We start from the raw sequence: 24,865 nt of genomic DNA, 5'->3' as shown, positions 1-24,865 counted from the left end.
GCCGACCGGTGACGCTGGGCGGAGTTGCTAGCGCAGCGGCCGCGTCGTGCCCGTCAGGTGCTCGGGGGTGAGCAGCTCCGCGATGCGGGCCGCGGGCAGAAGGCCCTTCTCCAGGGTGAGTTCGGCGACGCCGCGGCCCGTGAGGAGGGCCTCCTTGGCGATCGCGGTGGCCGCCGTGTAGCCGATGTGGGGGTTGAGGGCCGTGGCCAGGCCGATCGAGTTCTCCACGGTGGCGCGCAGGGCGTCGGTGTTCGCCGTGATGCCCACGACACAGCGTTCGGCGAGGGTGAGGCAGGCCGCCCGCAGAGAGGTGATGCTCTTCGCCAGGGAGTGCAGGATGACCGGCTCGAAGGCGTTGAGCTGGAGCTGGCCGCCCTCCGCCGCCATCGTGATGGTGATGTCGTTGCCGATCACCTCGAAGGCGACCTGGTTCACGACCTCGGGGATCACCGGGTTGACCTTGCCGGGCATGATGCTCGAACCGGCCTGCACGGCGGGGAGGTTGATCTCGTTCAGGCCCGCGCGCGGCCCCGAGGACAGCAGGCGAAGGTCGTTGCAGGTCTTGGAGAGCTTGACCGCGAGGCGCTTGAGGACGCCGGAGAGCTGGACGAAGGCGCCGCAGTCCTGCGTCGCCTCCACGAGGTTGGCGGAGGTCACCAGCGGCATCCCGGTGATCTCGGACAGGTGACGGCGGGCGGTCTCCGCATAGGCGGCGGGCGCGTTGAGACCCGTACCGATCGCCGTGGCACCCAGATTGATCTCGTGGATCAGCTCGATGGCCTCCGCCAGCCGGTTGCGGTCCTCGTCCAGCATCACCGCGTACGTGGAGAACTCCTGGCCCAGCGTCATGGGCACCGCGTCCTGGAGCTGCGTACGCCCCATCTTCAGCACGTCCCGGAACTCCAGGGCCTTCGCCGCGAAGGCGTCCTGCAGTACGGCCGTGGCCTGGAGCAGCCCGCGGACCGCCGTGATCGCCGCGATCCGGACGGCCGTCGGGTAGACGTCGTTGGTGGACTGGCTGAGGTTGACGTCCTCGTTCGGGTGCAGGTGACGGTAGTCGCCCTTGGTGTGACCGAGGAGTTCGAGGGCGCGGTTGGCGACGACCTCGTTGGCGTTCATGTTGGTGGAGGTGCCGGCGCCGCCCTGGATGACGTCGACGACGAACTGGTCGTGCAGCTTTCCGGTACGGATCTCCCGGCAGGCGGCGACGATGGCGGCCACCTTCTCCGGGGCCAGCAGGCCCAGTTCCTCGTTGGCCAGCGCGGCGGCCTCCTTGACGGCGGCCAGTGCGTCGATCAGCTGCGGATAGACGGAGATCGGCGTTCCCGTGATCGGGAAGTTCTCCATGGCGCGCAGGGAGTGGATGCCCCAGTACGCGTCCGCGGGCACCTCCCGCTCTCCGAGGAGGTCGTGCTCACGGCGGGAGGCAGTCTTCATGGAGGTCATGGCCTTCGAGGGGGAGGTGGGTGCGCGCGGTGGGCGGGAGGTGGGGGCGACGCGGTACGGCGGGGGTGGGGGTGTGCGCGGTACGGCGGGGGAGGGGGTGTGCGCGGTACGGCGCGGGGTCACGAGCCGCCGGAGAAGCGTCCGCCGCCGGAAGGTGGGGGCGACGCGGTACGGCGGGAGATGGGGGCGCGCGGTACGGCAAGAGGAGGGGGCGACGCGGTACGGCGCGGCGTCACGAGCCGCCGGAGAAGCGGGAGCCGGCCGCCGTCAGGGCGGGTTCGGCACGGGCGGGACCGTTCAGCAGGCCGTGCAGGAGCGCGGGGCGGCGGTCCGGGGTCACATCGGACAGGAGGGTCGCCAGTACGGCCATCCGGGCCTGCCCCGCACGGAGCGACCCGGTCGGCACGGCGCCCGCGGCCACCAGGTCCACGGCCCCGCCGCCCGTGTAGATCTCCGCGACCGGACCGGCGGCGACCCGGGTGCTGAGGGCGACCAGGGTGCCCTGGGCGACGGCGTCCGCGACGGCCTCGGCGATCTCGGGGGTGGCGTTGCCCGCGCCGGTGCCGACCAGGACGACGCCCTGCGCGCCCGCCGCGACGGCGGTCTTCAGGAAGAGCGGGTCGCCGTCGCTGTGGTGCATGACCATGTCGACCCGGGGCAGGGTCGCGCCGGCGGCCGGGGGAAGCGGAAGGGGAGTAGGCCGGTCGGGGCTGCGACGGATGTCCACGCTGCCGAAGCCGACCTTGCCGAGGTCGTGCTCGGACGGGTCGCCGAAGGCGTCGGCCGCCAGGGTCTGCGTCTTCACCGTGCCGCGCGCCGCGTGGACCCGGCCGTCGAAGACGACGAGCACGCCGAGGTCGCGTACCGAAGCGGCGACCTGCAGGGCGTCGTACACATTGCCCGGGCCGTCACCGTCCCCCGTGCCGAGCGGCCGCTGCGCGCCGGTGAAGACCACCGGGCGCGGGTCGGAGTGGTGGAGATCCAGGAAGAACGCCGACTCCTCCAGGGTGTCCGTGCCGTGCGTGACCACGACGCCGTCCACGCCGGGGTCGGCGAGCGCCGCGTGGACCGCGTACAGCAGCGTGAGCTGGCGCGCGCTGGTCATCCGAGAGCTGTTGACGTTGAACAGGTCCACGACCTCGACCGTCACGCCCTCCGGGAGCGGGGAGGTGGCGAGGACGTCGTCCCCCGACGCGTCGGCGGCGTACCCCGTGCCCTGCCAGCGGCTGGCGATGGTGCCGCCGGTGCTGATGAGGGTGATCCGGCGGGGCCGGTCGTCGCGTATCCACTGCATGGCTGTCTGTCCCGGAGGTCGAGGGGGAGGCGAGGGGCGTCGCTCCGCAACGATAGGGCAGCTCGTCTGCAATGTGCTTGCGTCTTAGAGCCGGAAGGCGGGGTGATCGGCGTGCATAATTGTGCGATGGACAAGATCGACCGCAGTATCTTGCGTGAGCTCCAGGAGGACGGTCGGCTGACCAACCTGGAACTCGCCCAGCGCATCGGCCTCAGCGCCTCCGCCTGCCTGCGACGGGTGCGGCAGCTGGAGGAGGACGGGGTGATCCAGGGTTACCGCGCGATCATCGACCCGGCGGCGGTCGGACGCGGGTTCGAGGTGCTGGTCTCCATCGAGGTCCGGCGCGACCGGGAGACGGTCGAGGCATTCGAGGACGCCTTGCGGGACATCCCCGACGTCATCGAGGCGCACCGCCTCTTCGGCAGCCCCGGCTGCCTGTTGCGCATCGCGGTCGCGGACCTCGCCGCGTACGAACGGCTCTGGATCGAGCGGTTGACCTCACTGACCGGGGTGACCGAGGTCAACTCGCAGATCATCATGAAGCGGATCAAGGAACCGCGCGGGTTGCCGGTCGAACGCTGACGTGCCGTTCGAGCGCTGACGTGCCGTTCGAACGCCGAGGTGCCGCTTCGAGTCGTTCGTGTCGGTGTTGGGCCGAACGGGTGAGGGGCGGGAGGATGTGTGCATGAGTAGGTACGAGAGGTACGACGTCACCGACGAGCAGTGGGAGGGTCTGGCACAGGTCGTCCCCCTGCGCGGGCGGGACGAATGGCCGTCCCGGGTCGACCACCGCGCGATGCCCGACCCGTACGGGGCCGCCGAGCAGCGCCGTATGGTCGTCCTGCGTGTGCAGGTCTTCGCCGACGCCCGTGAGGTGGCCGAATACCTCATCGCCCAGATCCCGGTGCTGCTCGATCTGACCGGCGCCGACACCGAAGTCGCCAAGCGCATCCTGGACTTCAGCAGCGGCGTCGTCTTCGGGCTCGGCAGCGCCATGCACCGGGTCGACCGCAACGTCTTCCTGCTGACCCCGGCAGGCACCGAGGTCGAGGGCGCGCCGGAGACGGAGTCGCAGGACGACGAGGGCGTCTCCGTCCCCCGATCGTAGGAAGGTCATCACGGCGTAACGGTTCGTCATACGACGGTCTGCGTACCGTCCGGGCATGTACTCCACCGGCGGCCTCACGCCCGATTCCGACGCTTCCGCCACCCCTGCCACCGCGCCGTCCGCCAGCCGCGCCACCACACCTTCCGCCACCCCCGTCACCGCGCCTTCCGTCACCCGCGTCCCTGCCCCGGGAACCGTTCACGGTCCCGCGCGCGACGCGTTACGACAGGTCGGTGGCGGGTCGCCCCGACGCCCCGCCGGTCCTGCTCGTCCCACCGTCACGGAACTACGCCTCTCCGCCTTCGCCGCCCACCGCGCCGCCGTCCACCCGCTGGGGCCGGTGACCCTCTTCGCCGGCGCGAGCGGGAGCGGGAAGTCGAGCGCGCTGCGGGCGTACGAGGCGCTGGCGCGGCTGGGCGCGGGCGACGACCTGGCCACGGCCTTTCCCGACGCGGCCGACTGCGTTCCGGAACGGGCCAGGCCCGACGCCCAGGGGAGGCGGGGGTTCAGGATCGGATGCACCGTCGACGGCCCGGTGGGCCCCGTGCATCTCGACCTCGCCGTCCAGGCCGAACCCCGGCTCCGTATCGTCGGCGAACGGCTGACCTGCCGCGGCCGTACGCTGCTCGCCACCGCCCTCCGTGATCCCGGCCGCGACGCCGTCCAGGCCGAATGGCACACGGCGGGAGCCACTCCCGTCACACGGGCCCCCTTCCCCGACGACCTGCTGGGGACGGCCCTGTTGCCCCTGCGCGTCGCGGGCAAGACCAAGGGGCAGCTGGAGGTGCTGGCGGCGGCCGAGCAGGTGGTGGTGGCGCTGCGTTCGGTGTTCGTCTGCGACCCCCGGCCGGACCTGATGCGCGCTCCCGTTCCGGCGGGGGAGGGACGGTTGCGGCGGGGCTGCGACAACCTCGCCGAGGTGCTGCACCGCACCCGCACCGACTGCCCGCGCCGGCACGCCCGGTTGGCCTCGGTCGCCGGCGCGGGTTGCGCAGGGACGGTGACGGGTCTCGGTGTCGAGGAGCTTCCGGACGGGCGGGTACGGGCGGTCCTGGAACGAGCGATGTCGGAGCGTGGGGGGCCGGAGCGGGCGGGGCTGGAGCGGGCGGGGCTGGAGCGGATGGTCGGGGTGGGCTCGGGGGCGGGCACCTCGCCGGCCGCTTCGCCGGCTGTCGTGTCGGCCCCCGCGCCGAGTCCGACGGCCACCCCGCTGGGGCGGCTCGGCGACGGGGAACTCCGTTATCTCGCGCTGGCCCTCGTCCTCCTCACCGGCCCGGGCGTGCTCGCCATGGATCAGCTCGCCGAAGTGCCGGACGCCATGCGGACGTTGACCGTTCTCGCCGACGGATGGGATCACGGGCTGGACCGTCGGCAGCTCCGGGAGCTGCTGTCCCTCGCCACGACCATCTGTGCCGGTGGGCACATCAGACTCGTGGGAACCGTCGGGGAGACCGCCGTGGCGAGCGCGCGGGAGACGCCCGGGGTGTCGGTCGTCGACCTGGTGCGGTGACGGGAGGTACGGAGCGGGACTCCCGGGCGTGCGGCCGGGGGACGGCCCGGGGCGCCCTCGCACACGGTCATCGTCACTCTTCGGAGTGAGCGGGTTTTCCCCGTCGAGCTTCCTGTCCACAGATTTCCGAATTCCTCTGGCGTCGGGGCTCAGGCGCCTTCACTGTGGGTAATGGACTGAGTGGGCAGTAAGTCGTACGAACGGGGGCGGCGTCGATGGAAGCGGAGCGACTGATCGCGACGGGGCGGAACGCGCTGGCGCGCAGCAGGGAAGCATGGGACATCGTGGCGGAGGCCTGGCAGGCGCAGGCCCTCGCCCAGGCGATAGGGAGTCATCTGGCGGTCTGTGGACCGCTGGAGCTGCGGAGCGAGGCCCGAGGGCTGAGCGAGACCGCCGGCGGGAGCGGCGCGGTCGTCCATCCGGCGGCGCGCACCAGCGGATTGAGGGCGGCTCAGCTGACGGAAGTGGCGGATACGCGTGTGGCGTTGACGGCGTTGGGGGCACTGCTGGGAGAGGTCGGCATCGCTCTCGTCGGGGTGGCCTGCGTCACCGACGAGGAGGGCCTCTACTGGCAGTGCATCGAGGCGATCGACGCCGCCGACGAGTCGAACGACAGGGTGCGGGGGATGCTGCGCCGCCTCGCGGTGCGGGAGCGGGACCGGCCGCCCGATGCCGCCCGCGGGCGGGCGGGCCCGGCGGGACCGTCATGAACGGGAACCGCGCGGACGCCGGCCGGGGAGACGGGCGGTGGGCGGCCGGGACGCTGTCAGCCCGTGCGGGGCTCGGCCTCCGCACGGGGCTCATGGCGGTCCGCCGAGGACTGAAGGTCGGCGTCGAGCTGCGACAGATCGGCGGTGAGCGCCGCCATCAACTCCTCCATCTGCTGCAGCAGGCCCTTGGGGGCGCCGGCGCCCTTCTGCTGGGGCACGGACTGCTGCACCGGCTGCTCGGGCATCGCCCGTTCAGGCGCGGCTTCCTGGGACATGGCGGCCTCCTCGGCCCAGGCCCTTCCCGTGGGGGAGGGACACACGTGAGAACGACACACCGGCAGCGGCCGCCGGCGCGTGGGCCGGGCGGTCCGGCTCCGCCCGAGCCAACGACGCGCGCCGGGCCCTGGTCACTGGCCCGGCCGGACGCGCCTGGCCAGGGAGCCGGTATTCACCCGCGCGGGCAGGAGCGAATCGGATGCTGACGGAAGCATTGACGGAAGGACTGGCGGAAGGCCAAGGGCAAACCGGCGGTGAGGGACGGGCTCATGTGCCCTGGGCGCGCAGGTGGGCGGGGCGAGGTAGACGGATCGCGCAGGGGGGAGGACGCGCGGGGCTCGCGGGGGGACGGGGCGAGGGAGAAGGATTCCGCAAGGGGCAAGGGGCAAGGGGCAAGGGGCAAGGGGGGCGAGGCGGGCAGGTCGCGCAGAGGGAGAGGGAGAGCCGGGCAGGTCCCGCAGAGGGAGGCGGAGGCGGGCAAGTCCCGCGCGTAACCGCGACTTTAGGGAGATGCGGAAGGATCGGCGAGGTCTGCAGCCGATCCGACGCGAGGAGTACACGGCATGACGGGCCTCATGGTCGACAGCGAGGTGTGGATCAGGCGGTATCACGCGCCTGCCCCTGGTGCCCCGGAGCGGATACCGCTCGTCTGCTTTCCCCATGCGGGAGGCTCGGCCAGTTACTTCCACGGGCTCTCGCGGCTGCTCAGCCCCGCCGTCGAAGTGCTGGCCGTCCAGTACCCCGGTCGTCAGGACCGCAGGGCGGAACCTCCCGTGGACGACGTCCGGGAGCTGGCGGCGGGAGTGGTGGCCGCACTGGAGCCGTGGGCGGACCGCCGGCCGGCCTACTTCGGCCACAGTATGGGGGCGATCGTCGCGTTCGAGGCGGCGCTGCTCAGTGAGCCGGCGGTGCTGTTCGCCTCGGGCCGACGGGCGCCGTCGACCCACCGGGCGGAGGCTTTCCACCTGCTCGACGACGACGCGCTGATCGCGGAGACGCAGCGGCTCAGCGGGGTTCCCGCCGAGCTGCTCGCGGACCCGGAGATGCGTGAGCTGGTCCTGCCGCCGCTGCGCGCCGACTACCGGGCGATCGAGACGTACCGTCCGGGGCCGGACGCGGTCGTCCCGGTGCCCGTCGAGGTTCTTCTCGGGGATCGTGACCCTCGGGTGACGGAGGAGGAGGCGCGGGCTTGGCAGGCCCACACCACCGGGGAGTTCGCCAGCACGGTCTTTCCCGGTGGAGGGCACTTCTACCTGGCGGACCGGGCCGACGAGCTCGCCGCGCTGATCACCCGCAGGCTGTCGCGGCTGCCGCGCTGAGCACAGGCCCGCAGGCCCGGCCGGGAGGGCGGGCCCGCCACCCGGTCAGGGCCGTGGGGGCCACAGCCCGTCGATGAGGACGGTCAGCACCTGGTCGGCCTCGTCGGGGGCGTGCTCCCGGGTCCAGGCCGCCGCCGCGATCAGCGCGAACAGCTCGGAGGCCGTGGTGTCGTCCCGTACCTCCCCGGCCCGCTGAGCCCGCTCCAGGAGCTGCTGGCCGGACGACTGCATCGACGTACAGGCGTTGTTCAGCTCGGACGTCTCGTCCTTGAGGCTGTCCATCAGCATCGTCACGAGACCCCGGTACGTGGTGGCGTGGGCCACCGCCGCCCGTACCCAGGTCGCCAGCGCGGCACCGGCCGGCTCCGTGGTCAGCAGCTCCCGTGCGGTGTCGCCGAGTTCGGAGATGCTGTCGCGGAGCATCGTCTCGAGCAGGCTCTCGCGGGTGGGGAAGTGGCGGTAGAGCGTCGCGTTGCCCAGCCCCGCCTGCCGGGCGATGTCGTCGAGCGACGTGTGGATGCCGTGCTTGTCGAAAGCCTTCCTGGCCTCGGACAGGAGTCGCTCGTAGTTGCGGCGGGCGTCTGCGCGCATCGGGCTTTCTTCTCCTTGCCGTGCGGGAACGGTGCCGCTCCCGTCGGCGACGGCAGCGGCACCAGAACCGGGGTATGGCCCCGTATTCTATCCTGCCTGCGCCGGAGACTCCTCTCCGCCGATCTCCGTTCCCAGCCTCCCGGCCAGCGCGGCGGGGGTCGGATGGTCGAAGACGACCGCGGCCGGCAGGTCGAGGCCCGTCGCGTCGCTCAGCAGATTCCGCAGCTCGAGCCCCGTGAACGAGGTGAACCCCGCCTCCAGGAACGTCGCGTCCGGGGCGATCTCCGCCGCCGACTCGTGCCCGAGCACCGAAGCCGCCGTCACCCGGACCAGCTCGAGCAGCTCCGCCTCCCGCTCCCGGGGGCCGAGCTCGGCGAGGTGCCGGCGCAGGACGGGGTGTCCGAGGGCATCGACGACGTCGGGGCCCCCGTCCCGCGCCGGGATCACGAGGGCGGCCGGCTCGTCGGCGGGCCGCCGGGCCGGTGCGTTCAGCCAGTACGCGCGCCGCTGGAACGCGTACGGGGGAAGGGGCACGCGCCGGCCGGTACCGGAGGTGTCGCCCCAGTGCACCGGGCGGCCGTGCGCCCATGCCAGGCCGAGCGCCGTGAGCAGCGTCCGCAGCTCGGGGCGGTCGCCCCGCAGCGCCGGGACGAGGACCGGCGGCTCCTCCCGCAGGCTCTGCCCGGCGAGCGCCGCGAGGACCCCGTCCGGGCCGAGTTCGACATGGAACCGGACCCCCTGGTCCTCCAGGTGGCGGACGCCCGGGTGGAAACGCACGGCCTGACGGACGTGCCGCACCCAGTAGTCGGGGGAGCACAGCTCGTCGGCGGTCGCGGGCAGGCCGGTGAGGTTGGAGATCAGGGGGATCACCGGCGGCTTGAAGGACAGCTCGGAGACGGCGCCGCGGAACGCGTCGAGGATGCCGTCCATATGGGGGGAGTGGAAGGCGTGGCTGACCCGCAGCCGCTTGGTCTTGCGGCCCTGCGCCCGCCAGTGGGCGGTGGCCTCGGCGGCCGCGTCGGCGTCACCCGAGACGACCACGGACCGCGGGCCGTTCACGGCGGCGACCGTCAGCCGTCCGGCGTACCGCTCGGTGAGGAAGGCGTCGACCTCGTCCTCGGACGCCTGGAGGGACACCATGGCGCCGTCGCCGCGCGCCGACTCCATGCGCCGGCCGCGGACGGCGACGAGGGCGACGCCGTCCTCCAGTGTGAGCACGCCGGCCGCGTGGGCGGCGGCCAGCTCACCGACGGAGTGTCCGATCACGAAGTCCGGGACGAAGCCGTGGTGTTCCATGGTCCGGAACAGGGCCGTCTCCAGGGCGAACAGGGCGGCCTGCGCGTACTGCGTCCGGTCCAGCAGCGCGGCCCGAGGGGTCCGCGGAGCCGCGAACACGACCTCCCGCAGCGGATGTTCCAGGTGCGCGTCGAAGAGCCCGCACACCTCGTCGAACGCGGCGGCGAAGACCGGGTGGGCACCGTACAGCTCCCGACCCATACCGGCCCGCTGGCTGCCCTGACCGGTGAACAGGAACGCGGTGCGCGCCCTGCGCTCGGTCCTGCCCCGCACGACACCGGCCGACCGGGACCCGGCCGCGAGGTCCGCCAGGCCGCGCAGCAGCGTCTCGCGGTTCTCGCCGAGGACCACGGCCCGGTCCTCCAGCGCCGGGCGGGCGGCCAGGGCCGCGGCCACCTCCGCGTCGGTGAGCGAAGGATGGTCCGCCAGGTGGTCGAGGAGCCGGCGGGCCTGCGCGGCCGGCGCTTCGGCGCCCCGCCCCGACAGCGGCCAGGCGGTGACCGGGAGAGGTACGGGGGCCGCATCCGGTCCCGGGCCCCCGTCCGGGACCTCCGGTTCCGGCGCTTCGGGCGCCTCCTCCAAAATCAGATGCGCGTTGGTGCCGCTGATCCCGAACGAGGAGACGGCGGCCCGGCGCGGCCGGCCCTCCTCCGCCGGCCACGGGCGGGGCCGGGACAGCAGCCGTACCGTCCCGCTCCCCCAGTCCACGTGCGGCGTCGGCTCGTCCGCGTGCAGAGTGCGGGGCAGCACGCCGTGGCGCAGCGCCATCACCATCTTGATGACGCCGCCGACCCCGGCCGCCGCCTGGGTGTGCCCGATGTTCGACTTGAGCGCGCCCAACCACAGCGGTCGGTCCGGGGCCCGCTCCTTGCCGTAGGCGTGGACCAGCGCCTGTGCCTCGATCGGGTCGCCGAGCGTCGTGCCGGTGCCGTGGGCTTCCACGGCGTCGACATCGGCGGGCGCCAGCCGGGCGTTGTCCAGCGCCTGGCGGATGACCGCCTCCTGGGCCGGACCGTTGGGCGCGGTCAGCCCGTTGCTCGCGCCGTCCTGGTTGGTGGCGCTGCCCCGGATCACGGCGAGGACGTCGTGGCCGTTGCGCCGGGCGTCGGAGAGCCGCTCCAGGACGATCAGCGCCGCGCCCTCGCCGAAGCCGGTGCCGTCGGCGGAGGCGGCGAAGGACTTGCACCGTCCGTCGGGGGAGAGCCCCCGCTGCCGGCTGAACTCGGTGAACAGGCCCGGTGTCGACAGGACCGTCGCCCCGCCGGCCAGCGCGAGCGAGCACTCGCCCTGGCGCAGCGCCTGGACGGCGAGGTGGATGGCGACCAGCGAGGAGGAGCATGCGGTGTCGACGGTGACGGCCGGCCCCTCGAAGCCGAAGGTGTAGGCGATCCGGCCGGTGGCGACCGAGGGGGCGGTGCCGTTGCCGATGAACCCCTCGACCTCCGCCGGGATGTGCGGGAGCCGCGCCGCGTAGTCGCTGTACATCAGGCCGGCGTACACCGCCGTCCGGCTGCCCCGGAGTTCCCGGGGGTCGAGCCCGGCCTGTTCGAGCGCCTCCCAGGTGGTCTCCAGGAGGAGCCGGTGCTGCGGGTCGGTCGCCAGCGCCTCGCGCGGGCTGAGCCCGAAGAACCCCGCGTCGAACTCGGTGGCGTCGGGCAGGAACCCGCCGTTGCGCGTGTACGAGGTGCCGGAGCGGTCGGGATCGGCGTCGTACAGCGCGTCGAGGTCCCAGCCGCGGTCCTCCGGGAAGCCGCCGATGGCATCGGTGCCGGAGTCGACGACCCGCCACAGGTCCTCGGGGCCGCGGATGCCGCCGGGGTAGCGGCAGCCGATCCCGACGATCGCGATCGGCTCCCGCGCGGCGGACTCGACCTCGTCGAGACGCTGCCGCGTCTCGTGCAGTTCGGCACTGATCCACTTGAGGTACTCGACCAGCTTCTCCTCCTGGGAGGCGGAGCCCGCGGAGTGCTCGGTGTGCTCGGTGTTCGTCGGCGTCGTCACTTCGACCGGGCCTTCCTGCCGAATTCGCTGTCGATGAGGTCGAGAAGATCGGTGGCCGACGCCGACTTGATACGGCTCGCCACGTCCGGTGCCGCGTCGGCCGAGGGCGCCGTCGGCGCCTCCAGCCCGCGCAGCAGTTCCCGCAGCCGCCTGCCGACCTCTGTACGGGTGCCGGTGTCCGCGTCCGGGGTCCGGGCCAGTGCCCGTTCCAGGGCGTCGAGTCCGGCGAGCGGATCGAGGGCGGACGCGGGGCTTCCGCCCGGATCCGCCGGAGCCCCCGGAGCCGCCCCGTCGGGGGTCTTCGCCGCCACCTCCGCCTGGGCGCGCAGCAGGCCGGCGAGCGCGGCCGGCGAGGGATGGTCGAAGACCACCGTCGCGGGCAGCCGCAGGCCCGTGGCGGCGCTCAGACGGTTGCGGAACTCCACCGCCGTCAAGGAGTCGAAGCCGAGCTCCTTGAACGAGTGCTCGTCGTCGATGAGGGCCGTGTCACGGTGGCCGAGGACGACCGCGGCCGTCTCCCGCACCAGGTCGAGCACCAGCCGCTCGCGATCCGAGTCCGGCACCGAGACCAGCCGCTCGGCCAGAGACCTGGACGCCGAGGCGGCCGCCGCCCGGCGCGCCGGGGCCTTCACCAGGCCCGAGAAGAGCGGCGGCAGGAGCCCCGCGCCGGCCCGGCGCCGCAGTTCCGCGCGGTCCAGGCGCGCCGCGACGACGGCGGCCGGCCCATCGGCCGGGCCGACACCGAGGAGGGCGAGGTCGAGGAGGGCGAGACCGTCCTCCGCCGTCAGCGGTACGACACCGTCGCGGCCGAGCCGGTCGCGTTCCCGGTCGCCGAGGTGACCGGTCAGCGCGCTGCTGTCCGCCCACAGACCCCAGGCCAGGGAGACCGCGGGCAGGCCGAGGGAGCGGCGATGCGCGGCCAGACCGTCCAGCAGGGCGTTGGCGGCGGCGTAGTTGCCCTGCCCCGCGTTGCCCACGACCCCCGCGAGGGAGGAGAACAGCACGAAGGCGGCGAGCGGCAGCTCACGGGTGAGCTCATGGAGGTGCAGCGCGGCGTCCGCCTTGGCGGCGAGCACCGTGTCGAGCCGCTCCGGTGTCAGCGACTGGATCACCCCGTCGTCCAGGGACCCCGCCGCGTGCACCACCGCCGTCAGCGGACGGTCGGCCGGTACGGTGGCCAGCAGGGCGGCGAGCGAGGCGCGGTCGCTCGCGTCGCACGCCTCGATCCGGACCTCCGCGCCCAGCGCGGTGAGTTCGTCGGCGAGCTCCCCGGCGCCCGGGGCGGCCGGACCGCGCCGGCTGGTCAGCAGCAGATGCCGCACTCCGTGGCCGGTGACGAGCCGACGGGCGAGCAGACCGCCGAGCGTGCCGGTCGCGCCGGTGACCAGCACCGTCCCGTCCGGGTCCCAGGCCCGCTCCGATTGCCCTGCGGAGCGCGGGACGCGCGGCGCGGCGGCGAGCCGAGGAACGAACAGCGCTCCCTCCCGCACGGCGAGCTCGCCCTCGTCGGCCACGGCGGCCGAGGCCAGGGCCTGGAGGGAGGCCGCCGTCCCGTCGTGGTCCACCAGCACGATCCGGTCCGGGTTCTCGGTCCGTGCCGTACGCAGGAGACCCCACACGGCGGCGGCCACCGGGTCGACGCGCTCCCCGTCCCGCACGGCGACCGTGCCGCGTACCGCCACCAACAACCGCCCGGCGGCCAGGCGTTCGTCGTCCAGCCAGCCGCGCAGCAGCGCGAGGAGCGGGGTGAGCGCGGCCCGGAGGTCGGCGCCCGACGGCGTGGTGTCCGGTGTTCCGGCATGGCCGTACGGTCCCGGGAACGAGGCGACGACCGTGTCCGGCAGCCGTACCGTGCCGTCCGCGACGGCCGCGCCGAGTTCGGCGGGGCCGGCGAACACGGACGCCCCAAGAACCCCCGCGATGCCGTCGGTGTCCTCCCCGAGCACCGCCCACGCACCCTCGGCCGGCCCGGCCGCGGCCTGGCCGGTGCCCGGACCGGTCCACTCCACCGTGTACAGAGGCAGGTCGCCCGCGCCACGGGACCGCAGCGCGGCCAGCTCCGCCGCCGGCAGCGGCCGCAGCGCCAAGGTCTCGCAGTCGGCCACGGGCACGCCGTCGGGGTCGGTGACCCGGAGGGCGACCGTGGTCTTCCCGGTCCGGGTCAGCCGCACCCGCAGCGCCTTGGCGCCGGTGGCGTGCAGGGCCACCCCGCTGAACGAGAAGGGCAGCAGGACCTCCTCCGTGTCCTGGGATCCGCCGACCGGTGCCAGCGCCAGCGGGTGCAGTGCGGCGTCGAGGAGGGCGGGGTGGAGGGTGTGGCCGGTGGTGTCGGTGTCGTCGGGGAGGCTGACTTCGGCGTAGAGGTCGTCGTTGTGGTGCCAGAGTGCGGTGAGGCCTTGGAAGAGGGGTCCGTAGGCGTAGCCGCGGGTGGCGAGGTGGTCGTAGGCGTCGTGCAGGTCGACGGGTTCGCCGGGCGGGGGCCAGGTGAGGTGTTCGGCGGGGGCTGGGGTGGGGGCGAGGGAGCCGGTGGCGTGCCGGATCCACCCGGAGTCGTCACCGGAACGGGAGTGGATCGCGAGCGGCCTGCCGCCCGCCGCGTCCGGGGCGCCGACGGTCACCTGAAGGGCCACCGCGCCCTGCTCTGCGAGCGTCAGCGGGGCCTCCAGAGTGAGGTCGTCCACCGCGCCCGCGCCCGTCCGCACCGCCGCGTGCAGCGCCAGGTCCAGGAACCCGGTGCCCGGCAGGATCGGGGTGCCCTCCACCGCGTGCTCGGCCAGCCAGGGGTGGGTACGCAGCGAGATCCGGCCCGTGAACACCACCCCGTCGCCCTCGGCGAGCGGGACGCTCGCGCCGAGCAGCGGGTGCCCGGCCGCGTCCAGACCGAGGCCGTCGGCGTCGACGGCCTTCCCGGACCCCTCCAGCCAGTAACGCTGCCCCTGGAACGGGTAGGTGGGCAGTCCGGCCGGGTCCGCCGGGTGCCGCGCGGGGCGCCACGCGCCGGGCGAGGTGCCCGCCACATGCGCCTCGGCGAGCGAGGTGGTGAAGCGCCCGAGGCCGCCCTGGTCGCGGCGCAGGGAGCCGAGCGCGACCGCCGGGGTCCCGGCCACCTCGATCGTGTCCTGGATCGCGGTGACGAGCACGGGATGCGGGCTCACCTCGATGAACGTGGTGTGCCCGTCGGCCAGCAGCCGCCGCACGGTCTCCTCGAAGAGCACCGGCTCGCGCAGATTGCGCAGCCAGTAGGCGCCGGTGAGCTCCGCCCCCGCGAGCGGGGCGTGCGTGACGGTGGAGTAGAACGGCACGTCGGCCGCGCCGGGAGCGACCCCGCTCAGCAGCTCCCGCAGTTCGTCCTCCAGCGCGTCGACGTGCGGGGAGTGCGAGGCGTAGTCGACCGGGATCATCCTGGCCCGGACCTTCTCGGCGACGAGCCGCTCCTTGAGCCTCTCCAGGGCGTCGGCGGCGCCCGAGACGACCGTCGCGGCCGGGCCGTTGACCGCGGCGACGTACGTGTCGTCGAGCAGGCGCTCCCGCACGGCGTCCGCGGGCAGTTGCACGGACAGCATGCCGCCGGTGCCGGCGAGCCGGGTGATGGCCCTGCTGCGCAGCGCGGCGACCTTGGCGGCGTCGGCGAGGGTGAGCGCGCCGGAGAGGTACGCGGCCGCGATCTCGCCCTGGGAGTGCCCGATCACGGCGGCGGGCTCGACGCCGTGCCGGCGCCAGAGCCGGGCGATCGAGACCATCATCGCGAACAGCGCGGGCTGCACCACGTCGACCCGGTCGAGCGAGGCGGCCCCCGGGTCACCGGTCAGCACCTCGGTCAGGTCCCAGTCGGTGTGCGGGGCGAGCGCCTCGGCGCACTCCCGTACGTATCCGGCGAAATCATCGCTCTCCGCCATGAGGTCGCGGCCCATCGCCAGCCACTGGCTGCCCTGGCCGGGGAAGACGAACACGGGGCGGCCGGGCTCGTGGCCCACGGTGGTGCCGGTCACCAGCCCCGGGGCCTCCTTCCCTCGGGCGAGGGCGTCGAGCCCGGACAGCAGGGCCTCGCGGTCGCCGCCGTGGAGGACGGCGCGGTGGTCGAAGCGGGTCCGGGCCGCGAGCGCGTCCGCGATCCGCCCGGCCGGGACGCCGGGATGCTCCGTGGCGTACGCGCGGAGCTGCCGCGCCTGGTCCTTGAGCGCCTCCTCGGTCTTCGCCGACAACAGCCAGGGGAGCGCCGGGGCCTCCTCGCCCACCGGATCGGTGGCGGCGGATCCGGCGTCGGCCTGCTCGATGATGACGTGCGCGTTGGTGCCGCTGATCCCGAAGGAGGAGATCCCGGCCCGGCGCGGCTCCTCGCCGGCCGTGTCCCACGCGCGGTCCTCGGTGAGCAGCCGGACGGTGCCGTCGGACCAGTCGACGTGTGCGGTGGGCCGGTCGACATGGAGGGTCTTCGGCAGCCTGCGGTGATGCATGGCCATCACCATCTTGATGACGCCGCCGACGCCCGCCGCGGCCATCGTGTGACCGATGTTGGACTTCAAGGAGCCGAGCCACAGGGGGTGTTCGGTGTTCCGTTCGCTGCCGTACGTGTTGATGAGTGCCTGCGCCTCGATGGGGTCGCCGAGCCGGGTGCCGGTGCCGTGCGCCTCGACGGCGTCCACCTGCGTGGCGGTCAGCCGGGCGTTCGCCAGGGCCTGCCGGATCACCCGCTCCTGCGACGGGCCGTTCGGGGCGGAGAGGCCGTTGCTGGCGCCGTCCTGGTTGGTGGCCGTGCCCCGCACCAGGGCGAGAACGGGGTGGCCGTTGCGCCGGGCGTCGGAGAGCCGCTCCAGGAGCAGCAGGCCGGCGCCCTCACCCCAGCCCGTGCCGTCGGCGGAGTCCGAGAACGCCTTGGAGAGCCCGTCGGGGGAGAGCGCCCGCTGGCGGCTGAACTCGATGAAGCTGGTGGGACCCGCCAGCACGGTCGCGCCGCCGGCCAGGGCCAGCGAGCACTCTCCCTGCCGCAGCGACTGCGCGGCCAGGTGCAGCGCCACCAGCGACGACGAGCACGCCGTGTCCACCGAGACGGCCGGGCCTTCGAGACCGAAGGAGTAGGCGATACGGCCCGAGGCGACGCTGGCGGTCGTACCCGTCGCCAGGTATCCCTCGACGGTCTCGGGAGCGTGGCCGAGCCGGGTGACGTAGTCGCCGGCGACGACGCCCGCGAACACGCCCGTGTCGCTGCCGCGCAGCGTCGTCGGGTCGATCCCGGCGCGCTCCACGGCCTCCCAGGCCGTTTCGAGGAGCAGCCGCTGCTGCGGGTCCATCGCCGTCGCCTCGCGCGGGTTGATCCCGAAGAACGCCGCGTCGAAACGGTCGGCCCCGCTCAGGAACGCGCCGCGCCGGGTGTACGAGGTCCCGGACCGGGTGGGGTCGGGGTCGTACAGGCCCTCGGTGTCCCAGCCCCGGTCCTCCGGGAAGTCGGTCACCGCGTCGGTGCCGGAGGCCACGAGACGCCACAGGTCCTCGGGCGAGGCGACCCCACCCGCGTAGCGGCAGGCCATGCCGACGATGGCGATCGGATCGTCGTCGCCGGGAGTCGCGGGTCCGCCCGTCTTCCGCGTGCCGGCCGGCGCGGGGGCGGGCGCCGTGTCCCCGAGCAGCCCGGTGCGCAGATGGGCGGCGAGCGCCGCCGGCGTGGGGTGGTCGAAGACCAGCGACGACGGGAGGCGCAGCCCGGTGGCGGAGTTGAGCCGGTTGCGCAGCTCCACCGCCGTGAGGGAGTCGAAGCCGACGTCCTTGAACGCCCGTTCCGGCGCGAGGGAGTCGGCGGCGCCGTGGCCGAGGACGGCCGCGGCCTCGGCCCGTACCAGGGCCAGCAACTGCCGGTCGCGCTCCGCCTCGTCGAGGGCGGCGAGCCGCTCGGTCAGCGACGCGGCGCCCGCCGGGGCGGTCCGGCCGGCCGCCGCCCGCCGGGTCCGCGGCCGGACCAGACCGCGCAGCAGCGGCGGCAGCGTGCCGGCCTCGGCGCGGGCCCGCAGCGCGGGCAGGTCCAGACGGAGCGGGACGAGCAGGGGCTCGTCGGAGGTGAGCGCCTCGTCGAAGAGGTCGAGGCCGCGCTCCGGGTCGATCGGCGCGAGGCCCGCGCCCGCCAGCCGGGCCCGGTCGCCGTCCGCGAGCGCGCCGGCCATTCCGCCGCCGGAGCCGTCGTCGTCGACGCCCCACAGACCCCAGGCGAGGGAGACGCCGGGCAGACCGTTGGCGCGCTGGTAGGCGGCGAGGCCGTCCAGGAAGGAGTTGGTGGCTGCGTAGTTGGACTGACCCGCGTTGCCGACGATCCCGGCGAACGACGAGAACATCACGAAGGCGGCCAGGTCGAGAGGGCGGACGGCGTCCGTCAGCAGCCAGGCGGCGTCCTGCTTGGGCCGCGCGACCGTGTCGAGCCGCTGCGGTGTCATCGACTCGATGGTGCCGTCGTCCAGCACACCGGCCGTGTGCACGACGGCGGTCAGCGGGTGTTCGGGCTCCACCGCCGCGATCAGCCGGCCCACGTCCGCCGGGTCGCCCGTGTCGCAGGCGACCACGGTGGCCCGGGCGCCCAGCGCCGCGAGCTCGGCCACCAACTCCTCCGTACCGGGGGCCTCGGGGCCGCGCCGGCTCGTCAGGAGCAGCCGGCGCACACCGTGCCGGGTGGCCAGATGGCGGGCGAAGCGCCGCCCGAGGGTGCCGGTGCCACCGGTCACGAGCACCGTGCCCTCGGGGTCCAGGGCGCGGGGCAGGGTCAGGACCACCTTGCCGACGTGCCGGGCCTGGCCCAGGTACCGGAACGCGTCCTGCGCCCGGTGGATGTCCCACGCCTCCACCGGCAGCGGGGCCAGCCTGCCCGCCTCGAAGCGGGCCCGCAGCTCGGTCAGCATCTCCTGGATACGGTCGGGGCCGGCCTCCATCAGGTCGAACGACCGGTAGACGACACCCGGGTGCGCCTCGGCGACCCGCTCGGGATCGCGGATGTCCGCCTTGCCCATCTCGACGAACCGGCCGCCGCGCGGCAGCAGCCGCAGCGACGCGTCGACGTAGTCGCCGACGAGCGCGTCGAGGACCACGTCCACGCCCCGCCCGCCGGTGGCGGCGAGGATCTCCCGCTCGAAGTCGAGGGTGCGGGAGTTGGCCAGGTGGGCGTCGTCGAAGCCCTGGTAGCGCAGCGCGTCCCACTTGGCCGGTGAGGCCGTGCCGTACACCTCCAGACCGCGGTCGCGGGCGATCTGCGTCGCTGCCATGCCGACACCGCCGGCGGCCGCGTGGATCAGCGCGGTCTGGCCGGCGCGGGCGTCCGCCAGGTCGGTCAGCGCGTACAGGGCGGTCAGGAAGACCACGGGGGTCGCGGCGGCCTGGGCGAACGACCAGCCGCGCGGCACGCCGGTCAGCAGCCGGTGGTCGGTGACGGCGACGGGCCCCGCCGCTCCCTCGGTGAACAGGCCCATCACCCGCTCGCCGACCTCCACCGAGGTCACCCCGGGACCGGTCTCCAGGACGTAGCCGGCGCCCTCGCTGGCGATCGGCGCCTCGCCGGGATACTGGCCCAGGGTGATGAGGACGTCGCGGAAGTTCAGTCCGGCGGCCCGGACGGCGACCCGCACCTGGCCGGGTCCGAGCGGGGCGTCGGCGGCCTCGGCGGGCAGCAGCGCCAGGTTCTCCAGGGTCCCCTTCGCGGTCGAGCCGAGCCGCCAGTCCGGCGCGTCCGCCGGCACCGCGAGCCGCCCCTCGGGCGCGGCGGCGCTCAGCCGGGCGGCGAGGATGGCGCCGCGGCGGATCGCGAGCTGGGTCTCATCGGCCGTGTCCAGCGCCGTCCCGAGAGCGCGGTACGAGCTCTCCTCGCGGTCCAGGTCGATCAGCAGGAAGCGGCCGGGGTGCTCGGTCTGCGCGGAGCGGACCAGCCCCCACACGGCCAGGCTCTGGTCTCGTATCGGTTCGTCGTAGCGGGTGGAGACGGCGTTGCGGGTGACCACGACCAGCCGGGAGCCGGCGAACCGCTCGTCGGCCAGCCAGCGCTGGATCAGCCCCAGCATGCGGTGCGGCGCCTCGCGCGCGATCTCCACCGGGTTGTACGTGCCCCGGGACGGGCGCCCCGGAGTGAAGGGCAGCAGCACCTCGGCCGGCACGGGTCCCTCGGCGGCGGCCAGGGCGTCGAGGTCGGCGTGGTGGACGACGCCCTCGCCCAGGGCGGCGGTGACGCCGATGACGTCGGGGCCGACCACCGCCCGGACGGGCGCGGGGGCCCCGGTCCGCTCGTCCGCGGCCCGGGCGTCGTCCCCGGTCCGCGTGTCGGCCCCGGGCCGGGCGTCGGTCGCGCCGGGGACGGGGCGCCAGTCCACGCGGAACAGGGCGTGGGACCGGTCGCCGGACGCGGCGGACGCCGAGGCCAGGTCGGCCGGGCGGATCAGGAGGGCGCCGACGGTCAGGACCGCGCCCCCCTCGGGGTCGGTGGCGGTCAGCGCGACCGTGTCGGACCCCGACCGGGTCAGGCGCACCCGCAGCCGGCCGGCGCCGGTGGCGTGCAGGCTGACGTCCGACCAGCTGAACGGCAGCCGCACCCCGTCCGGCGCGCCGCCCACCAGATCGAGCAGGAGCGGGTGGAGAGCGGCGTCGAGCAGCGCGGGGTGGACCGGGTGACCGAGGGGGTCGGTCTCCTCGGACAGGGTGATCTCGGCGTACAGGTCGTCCCCGTCGCGCCAGAGGGCGGTGAGGCCCTGGAACGTCGGGCCGTAGGTGTAGCCGTGGGCGTGCACGTCCTCGTAGAGGCCCGTGAGGTCGACGGGTTCGCCGGGCGGCGGCCACGGGAGTGCCTCGGGGGCCGCCACGCCGGTGGTCAGGGTGCCGGAGGCGTGTCGGGTCCAGGACTCCGCCTCGTCAGCCCGCGCGTGGAGGGTGAAAGCGCGGCGGCCGGAACCGGTCGCCGCGTCGACGACCAGCTGGAGGTCCACCGAGCCCCGCTCGCCGAGGATCAGCGGGGCTTCGAGGGTGAGTTCCTCGACGGTGGGGGTGTCGGTGTGGCTCGCGGCGTGGAGGGCGAGGTCGGTGAAGGCGGTGCCGGGCAGGAGGGTGGTGCCGGCGATGGTGTGGTCGGCGAGCCAGGGATGGGTGCGCAGGGAGATCCGGCCGGTGAGGACGACCTGGTCGGTGTCGGCAAGGGTCACCAGGGCGCCCAGGAAGGGGTGTCCGGCGGAGACGAGCCCGGCGGAGGCGACGTCGGACGCCCCGGCGGACGTCCGCTCGACCCAGAAGTGGTCCCGCCGGAAGGGGTAGGTCGGCAGGTCGTCGGGGTGGGCGGGGGTGTGCGTGGGCTGCCACGTCGTGGGGGTGTGGCCGCCGGTGTGCATGCGGGCCACGGCGGTGGCGAAGGCGAGGGGCTCGGAGACCTTGCCGCGCAGGGTCGCCGCCAGCGTCGCGGGCGTGGCGAGGGTGTCCTGCGCGAGAGTGGTGAGGGTGGCGTCGGGGCCGAGTTCGAGGTAGCGGCTGACGCCGCTCGCCTCGAGGTGCTGGATGCCGGGGTGGAAGCGGACGGCGCGGCGGATGTGCTCGGCCCAGTAGGCGGGGGTGGTGAGGTCGTCGCCGGTGGCGGGGAGCCCGGTGACGTTGGAGATCACGGGGATCTCCGGTGCGTGGAAGGTGAGTTCGGCGACGGCGGCGGTGAAGTCGTCGAGGACGCCGTCCATGTGGGCCGAGTGGAAGGCATGGCTGACCGTCAGACGCTTGGCCCGGCGGCCGAGACCGGTCCAGTACGCGGCCGCTTCGGCGACGGCGTCCTCGTCACCCGACAGGACCGTCGCCCGGGGTCCGTTCAGCGCGGCGATCGTCAGCCTGCCGTCGAACCCGGCGAGGAAGGAGCGGACTTCCTCCTCGGTCGCCTGGACGGCCAGCATCCCGCCGTCGGAGCGGGCGGCCTGCATGAGCCGGCCCCGGGCGGCGACCAGGGTCACCGCGTCGGCCAGGTCGAGGACACCGGCGACATGGGCGGCGGTGATCTCACCGATCGAGTGACCGATCAGCGCGTCGGGGCTGAGCCCGTGGTGCTCCAGAGTCCGGTACAGCGCGGTCTGCAGGGCGAAGAGCGCCGCCTGCGTGTACTCGGTCCGGTTCAGGAGCTCCGCGTCCTGCCCCCACATGACCGCGCGCAGGGGGCGGTCGAGGCGGCGGTCGAAGGAAGCGGTGATCTCGTCGAACGCGGCGGCGAACACCGGTTCCGTCTCGTACAGTTCGCGCCCCATGCCCAGCCGCTGGCTGCCCTGTCCCGTGAAGAGGAACGCCGTCTTGCCGGGGGTCACGGAACCGGTGACCACACCGGGGGCCTCGGCGCCGTCGGCGAGCGCCGTGAGGCCGGCGAGGAGGGCGGCACGGTCCGTGGTGTCGACGACGGCGCGGTGGTCGAAGCGGCTACGGGCGGCCAGCGAGGCGGCGACCCGCTCGGCCGGAACGTCCGGGTGCTCGACGGCGTACGTGTGCAGCTGCCGCGCCAGGTCGCGCAGCGCCTCGTCGCTCTTCGCCGACAACAGCCAGGGAATCCCGGGAAGTTCCGCCGGCTCCGGCTCGTGGTCGGCCGGGGCCTGTTCGATGACGACGTGCGCGTTCGTGCCGCTGATCCCGAAGGAGGACACGGCCGCACGCCGCGGCCGGCCCTCCGCCACCGGCCAGGGCCGCTCCTCGTCGAGCAGCCGCAGCGCCCCGTCCGACCAGTCGACGTGATCGGACGGCCGATCGACGTGGAGGGTCCGGGGCAGCACCCCGTGGTGCATCCCCAGAGCCATCTTGATGACGCCGGCGACGCCCGCCGCGGCCTGGGTGTGACCGATGTTGGACTTGATCGACCCGAGCCACACGGGCTCACCGGCGCCCCGGCCCTGCCCGTACGTGTTGATCAGCGCCTGCGCCTCGATCGGGTCGCCCAGGGTCGTGCCCGTGCCGTGCGCCTCGACGGCGTCGACCTGGTCGGCCGTCAGCCGGGCATTGGCCAGTGCCTGGCGGATGACCGCCTCCTGCGCCAGGCCGTTGGGCGCGGTCAGACCGTTGCTGGCGCCGTCCTGGTTCGCCGCCGTGCCGCGGATCACCGCCACCACCGGATGGCCGTTGCGCCGCGCGTCCGACAGCCTCTCCAGGACGAGCAGCGCGGCACCCTCGCTGAAGCCGGTGCCGTCGGCCCCGGCGGCGAACGCCTTGCAGCGCCCGTCGGCCGCGAGGCCGCGCTGCCGGCTGAACTCCGTGAACAGTACGGGGGACGACATGATCGTCGCCCCGCCGGCCAGCGCCAGCGAGCACTCGCCCTGGCGCAGCGACTGGGTGGCCAGGTGCAGGGCGACGAGGGAGGCCGAGCAGGCGGTGTCGATGGTGAGCGCCGGGCCTTCCAGACCGAGCGTGTACGCGATCCGGCCGGAGACCACGCTCGTGGTGTTGGTGACGAGATAGCCCTCCAGCTCGGGGCGGACCTCCTCGGGGCGCGCGTAGTCCTGGGCGATGGCGCCGACGAACACGCCGGTGTCACTGCCGCGCAGCGTGTCCGGGGAGATCCCGGAGCGCTCCAGGGCCTCCCAGGCGGTCTCCAGGAGCACCCGCTGCTGCGGCTCCATCGCCTCGGCCTCGCGCGGGCTGATGCCGAAGAACTCGGCGTCGAAGCGGTCCGCGTCGTGCAGGAAACCGCCCTTGGCGACGTACGTGGTGGCGGGGGCGTCGGACTCCGGGTCCGGCGCGTGGAGCCGGTCGAGGTCCCAGCCGCGGCCCTCGGGGAAGTCCGTGATCGCGTCGCCGCCGGCGGCGAGCAGCCGCCACAGGTCCTCGGGGCTGCGCACATCGGCCGGGAAGCGGCAGCCGATACCGACGATCGCGATCGGCTCGTGCGCCGCGGCCTCGGCGTCGGTCAGCCTCTGCCGGGTCTGCTGCAGGTCGGTGGTGACCCGCTTGAGGTAATCCCGGAGTTTCGCTTCGTTGGCCATGAACCCATCCCTCGTGTGCCCAGACGGTCGTGCTCGGCAACGTCGCCGACACGGCTTGCGGGCTGCTTAGCGAGACCTAAAGCCGCCGCCGGTCGCGTACCGGCGGCGGCGCGGGCCCCCGGGGAGAGCCCGGGGCGGGAGCCCGGCAAGATCCCCAGGCACCCCCTAAGAGGCTCTTTAGCGGGGCGTCAGCCGGGCGGCCGACAGTGGCGGAATGGAAGCCTCGGAAATCCACATCCTGTCGGTCGGAACCGCGCTGCCCGGCGATCCCCTGGACAACGCGGACCTGGCCCGCCACTTCGGCATGGACCCGATCTGGGAGCAGTGGGTCGACGCGTTCGTCGGCACCCGGGCCCGGCACCTGTCGGTGGATCTGAGCACCGGGAAGCTCCGGTCGACCCTCGCCGACCTGGCCACCCGGGCCGCCGCGCGCGCCCTGGAGAGCGCGGGCGTCGGCGCCGGGGACATCGACCTCGTCGTCCTCGGCACCGCCACCCCCGACCAGCTGATGCCCGCCACCGTCAACGTCGTCGCGGACCGGCTCGGCATCGACGGCGTGCCGACGTACCAGCTCCAGTCGGGCTGCGCGGGCGCGTTCCAGGCCCTCGACATCGGCCGTCAGCTGCTGCGGGCCGGCGGTCACCGCACGGCCCTGGTGATCGGCGGAGAGCTGTGCTCGCGCCACTACGACCCCGGCGTCGACCTCGCGAAGCTCGACTCGGCCGAGCTGGTCAACTTCGTCCTGTTCGGCGACGGGGCCGGCGCGGCCGTCCTGAGCGCGGAGCCCGCGCCGGGAGCGCCGGTGATCCGCCGGGTCCTCAACCGCCTGACCGGGCTGAACCGTGAGCCCGGCCAGGTCGTCGAGTGGACCGGGGCACTCGACCGCGCGGACGCGGACCGGGCCCACATCAAGGAGGACTACAAGGCGATCGAGGAGTCCGTCCCGGTGATGTCCCGGGAGATCGCCGAGGAGCTTCTGGGAGACCTCGGCTGGACGGCCCCCGACGTCGACTACCTGCTCCCGCCCCAGCTTTCCGGGCGCATGACGCGGCGGATCGTCGAGGGCCTGGACATGCCGCTGGCGGAGGAGATCACCCGCGTCGACACCATCGCCAACACCGGCAACGCGATGCCGTTCTTCCAGCTGGAAGAGGTCCTGCCGCAGTTGGCGCCGGGTGACCGGGTCCTCGGGATCTCCGTGGAGTCCAGCAAGTGGCTCAAGGCGGGTTTCGCCCTCGAACTCGCCTAGGCCGTGTCCGGAAAGTAGCGCCGTCTGCCCGCAGGGCAGGGCCTGCGGCGTCTGTGCGTGCGATCGCAAGGCGGAGGGCCGCCCTCGTACGGGGTGTACTGGGGCGATCCGACAGCGCGGCGT

Annotated in this window: 12 protein-coding genes; 6 read left to right on the top strand and 6 right to left on the bottom strand. The window is 74.1% G+C overall.

What is annotated here, in order from left to right; genetic code table 11:
- Window positions 1-27: 27 nt before the first annotated feature.
- Window positions 28-1,437: an aspartate ammonia-lyase gene (gene aspA, locus ACZ4VW_RS26460; RefSeq protein WP_467966563.1), complete on the bottom strand. Its 1,410-nt coding sequence runs from the start codon at window positions 1,435-1,437 to the stop codon at window positions 28-30.
- A 241-nt stretch (window positions 1,438-1,678) separates the two neighbouring features.
- Window positions 1,679-2,740, bottom strand: a complete 1,062-nt coding sequence (locus tag ACZ4VW_RS26455; protein WP_467966561.1) for an asparaginase — start codon at window positions 2,738-2,740, stop codon at window positions 1,679-1,681.
- Between the two features lie 126 nt (window positions 2,741-2,866).
- On the opposite strand from ACZ4VW_RS26455, the gene ACZ4VW_RS26450 reads away from it, so the two are divergent.
- The 4 genes from ACZ4VW_RS26450 to ACZ4VW_RS26435 all read left to right on the top strand — a co-directional run bounded on the left by ACZ4VW_RS26450 (window position 2,867) and on the right by ACZ4VW_RS26435 (window position 6,068).
- Entirely contained in the window at window positions 2,867-3,322 is a 456-nt protein-coding gene (locus tag ACZ4VW_RS26450; protein WP_467966559.1) for an Lrp/AsnC family transcriptional regulator, read from the top strand.
- A 103-nt stretch (window positions 3,323-3,425) separates the two neighbouring features.
- Window positions 3,426-3,848, top strand: coding sequence for a cell division protein SepF (locus tag ACZ4VW_RS26445; RefSeq protein WP_467966557.1), 423 nt, complete (start codon window positions 3,426-3,428; stop codon window positions 3,846-3,848).
- A gap of 55 nt (window positions 3,849-3,903) precedes the next feature.
- Window positions 3,904-5,358 carry an AAA family ATPase gene (locus tag ACZ4VW_RS26440; protein ID WP_467966555.1) on the top strand — a complete coding sequence of 485 codons (1,455 nt, stop codon included), beginning with the start codon at window positions 3,904-3,906 and terminating at the stop codon, window positions 5,356-5,358.
- Between the two features lie 215 nt (window positions 5,359-5,573).
- Window positions 5,574-6,068, top strand: coding sequence for a DUF6099 family protein (locus tag ACZ4VW_RS26435; RefSeq protein ID WP_467966553.1), 495 nt, complete (start codon window positions 5,574-5,576; stop codon window positions 6,066-6,068).
- A gap of 56 nt (window positions 6,069-6,124) precedes the next feature.
- On the opposite strand, the gene ACZ4VW_RS26430 is transcribed toward ACZ4VW_RS26435, so the two are convergent.
- The gene (locus ACZ4VW_RS26430; RefSeq protein WP_467966551.1) at window positions 6,125-6,343 is read right to left on the bottom strand and encodes a hypothetical protein; all 219 of its coding nucleotides are present in this window, start codon (window positions 6,341-6,343) and stop codon (window positions 6,125-6,127) included.
- A 564-nt stretch (window positions 6,344-6,907) separates the two neighbouring features.
- On the opposite strand from ACZ4VW_RS26430, the gene ACZ4VW_RS26425 reads away from it, so the two are divergent.
- A complete protein-coding gene (locus tag ACZ4VW_RS26425; protein ID WP_467966549.1) occupies window positions 6,908-7,663 on the top strand; it encodes a thioesterase II family protein in 756 nt (251 codons plus the stop codon).
- Window positions 7,664-7,708: 45 nt separating this feature from the next.
- Here ACZ4VW_RS26425 and ACZ4VW_RS26420 read toward each other — a convergent pair whose 3' ends face one another.
- From ACZ4VW_RS26420 to ACZ4VW_RS26410, 3 genes are all read right to left on the bottom strand, one after another.
- Window positions 7,709-8,254, bottom strand: a complete 546-nt coding sequence (locus ACZ4VW_RS26420; protein ID WP_467966546.1) for a TetR/AcrR family transcriptional regulator — start codon at window positions 8,252-8,254, stop codon at window positions 7,709-7,711.
- A gap of 87 nt (window positions 8,255-8,341) precedes the next feature.
- Entirely contained in the window at window positions 8,342-11,551 is a 3,210-nt protein-coding gene (locus ACZ4VW_RS26415; RefSeq protein ID WP_467966544.1) for a type I polyketide synthase, read from the bottom strand.
- Window positions 11,548-23,493, bottom strand: coding sequence for an SDR family NAD(P)-dependent oxidoreductase (locus ACZ4VW_RS26410; RefSeq protein WP_467966542.1), 11,946 nt, complete (start codon window positions 23,491-23,493; stop codon window positions 11,548-11,550). Before ACZ4VW_RS26410 ends, ACZ4VW_RS26415 begins: the two co-directional genes overlap by 4 nt.
- Window positions 23,494-23,707: 214 nt before the next feature.
- Between ACZ4VW_RS26410 and ACZ4VW_RS26405 the strand changes: the two genes are divergently transcribed.
- Window positions 23,708-24,742 (top strand): 3-oxoacyl-ACP synthase III family protein, encoded by a 1,035-nt coding sequence (locus tag ACZ4VW_RS26405; protein WP_467966540.1) that lies wholly within the window; start codon window positions 23,708-23,710, stop codon window positions 24,740-24,742.
- Window positions 24,743-24,865: the final 123 nt, after the last annotated feature.

The sequence above is a fragment of the Streptomyces sp. NPDC029139 genome (assembly GCF_055564335.1).
The sequence above is the reverse complement of the archived record's forward strand: the minus strand, read 5'-3'. Positions and strand labels throughout refer to the sequence as shown.

What these genes read in the sequence shown, in the direction of transcription:
- aspA (WP_467966563.1), bottom strand. Translation starts at nt 1,437, where the DNA reads ATGAAGACTGCCTCCCGCCGTGAGCACGACCTCCTCGGAGAGCGGGAG.
- ACZ4VW_RS26445 (WP_467966557.1), top strand. Translation starts at nt 3,426, where the DNA reads ATGAGTAGGTACGAGAGGTACGACGTCACCGACGAGCAGTGGGAGGGT.
- ACZ4VW_RS26435 (WP_467966553.1), top strand. Translation starts at nt 5,574, where the DNA reads ATGGAAGCGGAGCGACTGATCGCGACGGGGCGGAACGCGCTGGCGCGC.
- ACZ4VW_RS26405 (WP_467966540.1), top strand. Translation starts at nt 23,708, where the DNA reads ATGGAAGCCTCGGAAATCCACATCCTGTCGGTCGGAACCGCGCTGCCC.
- ACZ4VW_RS26410 (WP_467966542.1), bottom strand. Translation starts at nt 23,493, where the DNA reads ATGGCCAACGAAGCGAAACTCCGGGATTACCTCAAGCGGGTCACCACC.
- ACZ4VW_RS26450 (WP_467966559.1), top strand. Translation starts at nt 2,867, where the DNA reads ATGGACAAGATCGACCGCAGTATCTTGCGTGAGCTCCAGGAGGACGGT.
- ACZ4VW_RS26455 (WP_467966561.1), bottom strand. Translation starts at nt 2,740, where the DNA reads ATGCAGTGGATACGCGACGACCGGCCCCGCCGGATCACCCTCATCAGC.
- ACZ4VW_RS26420 (WP_467966546.1), bottom strand. Translation starts at nt 8,254, where the DNA reads ATGCGCGCAGACGCCCGCCGCAACTACGAGCGACTCCTGTCCGAGGCC.
- ACZ4VW_RS26430 (WP_467966551.1), bottom strand. Translation starts at nt 6,343, where the DNA reads ATGTCCCAGGAAGCCGCGCCTGAACGGGCGATGCCCGAGCAGCCGGTG.
- ACZ4VW_RS26440 (WP_467966555.1), top strand. Translation starts at nt 3,904, where the DNA reads ATGTACTCCACCGGCGGCCTCACGCCCGATTCCGACGCTTCCGCCACC.
- ACZ4VW_RS26425 (WP_467966549.1), top strand. Translation starts at nt 6,908, where the DNA reads ATGACGGGCCTCATGGTCGACAGCGAGGTGTGGATCAGGCGGTATCAC.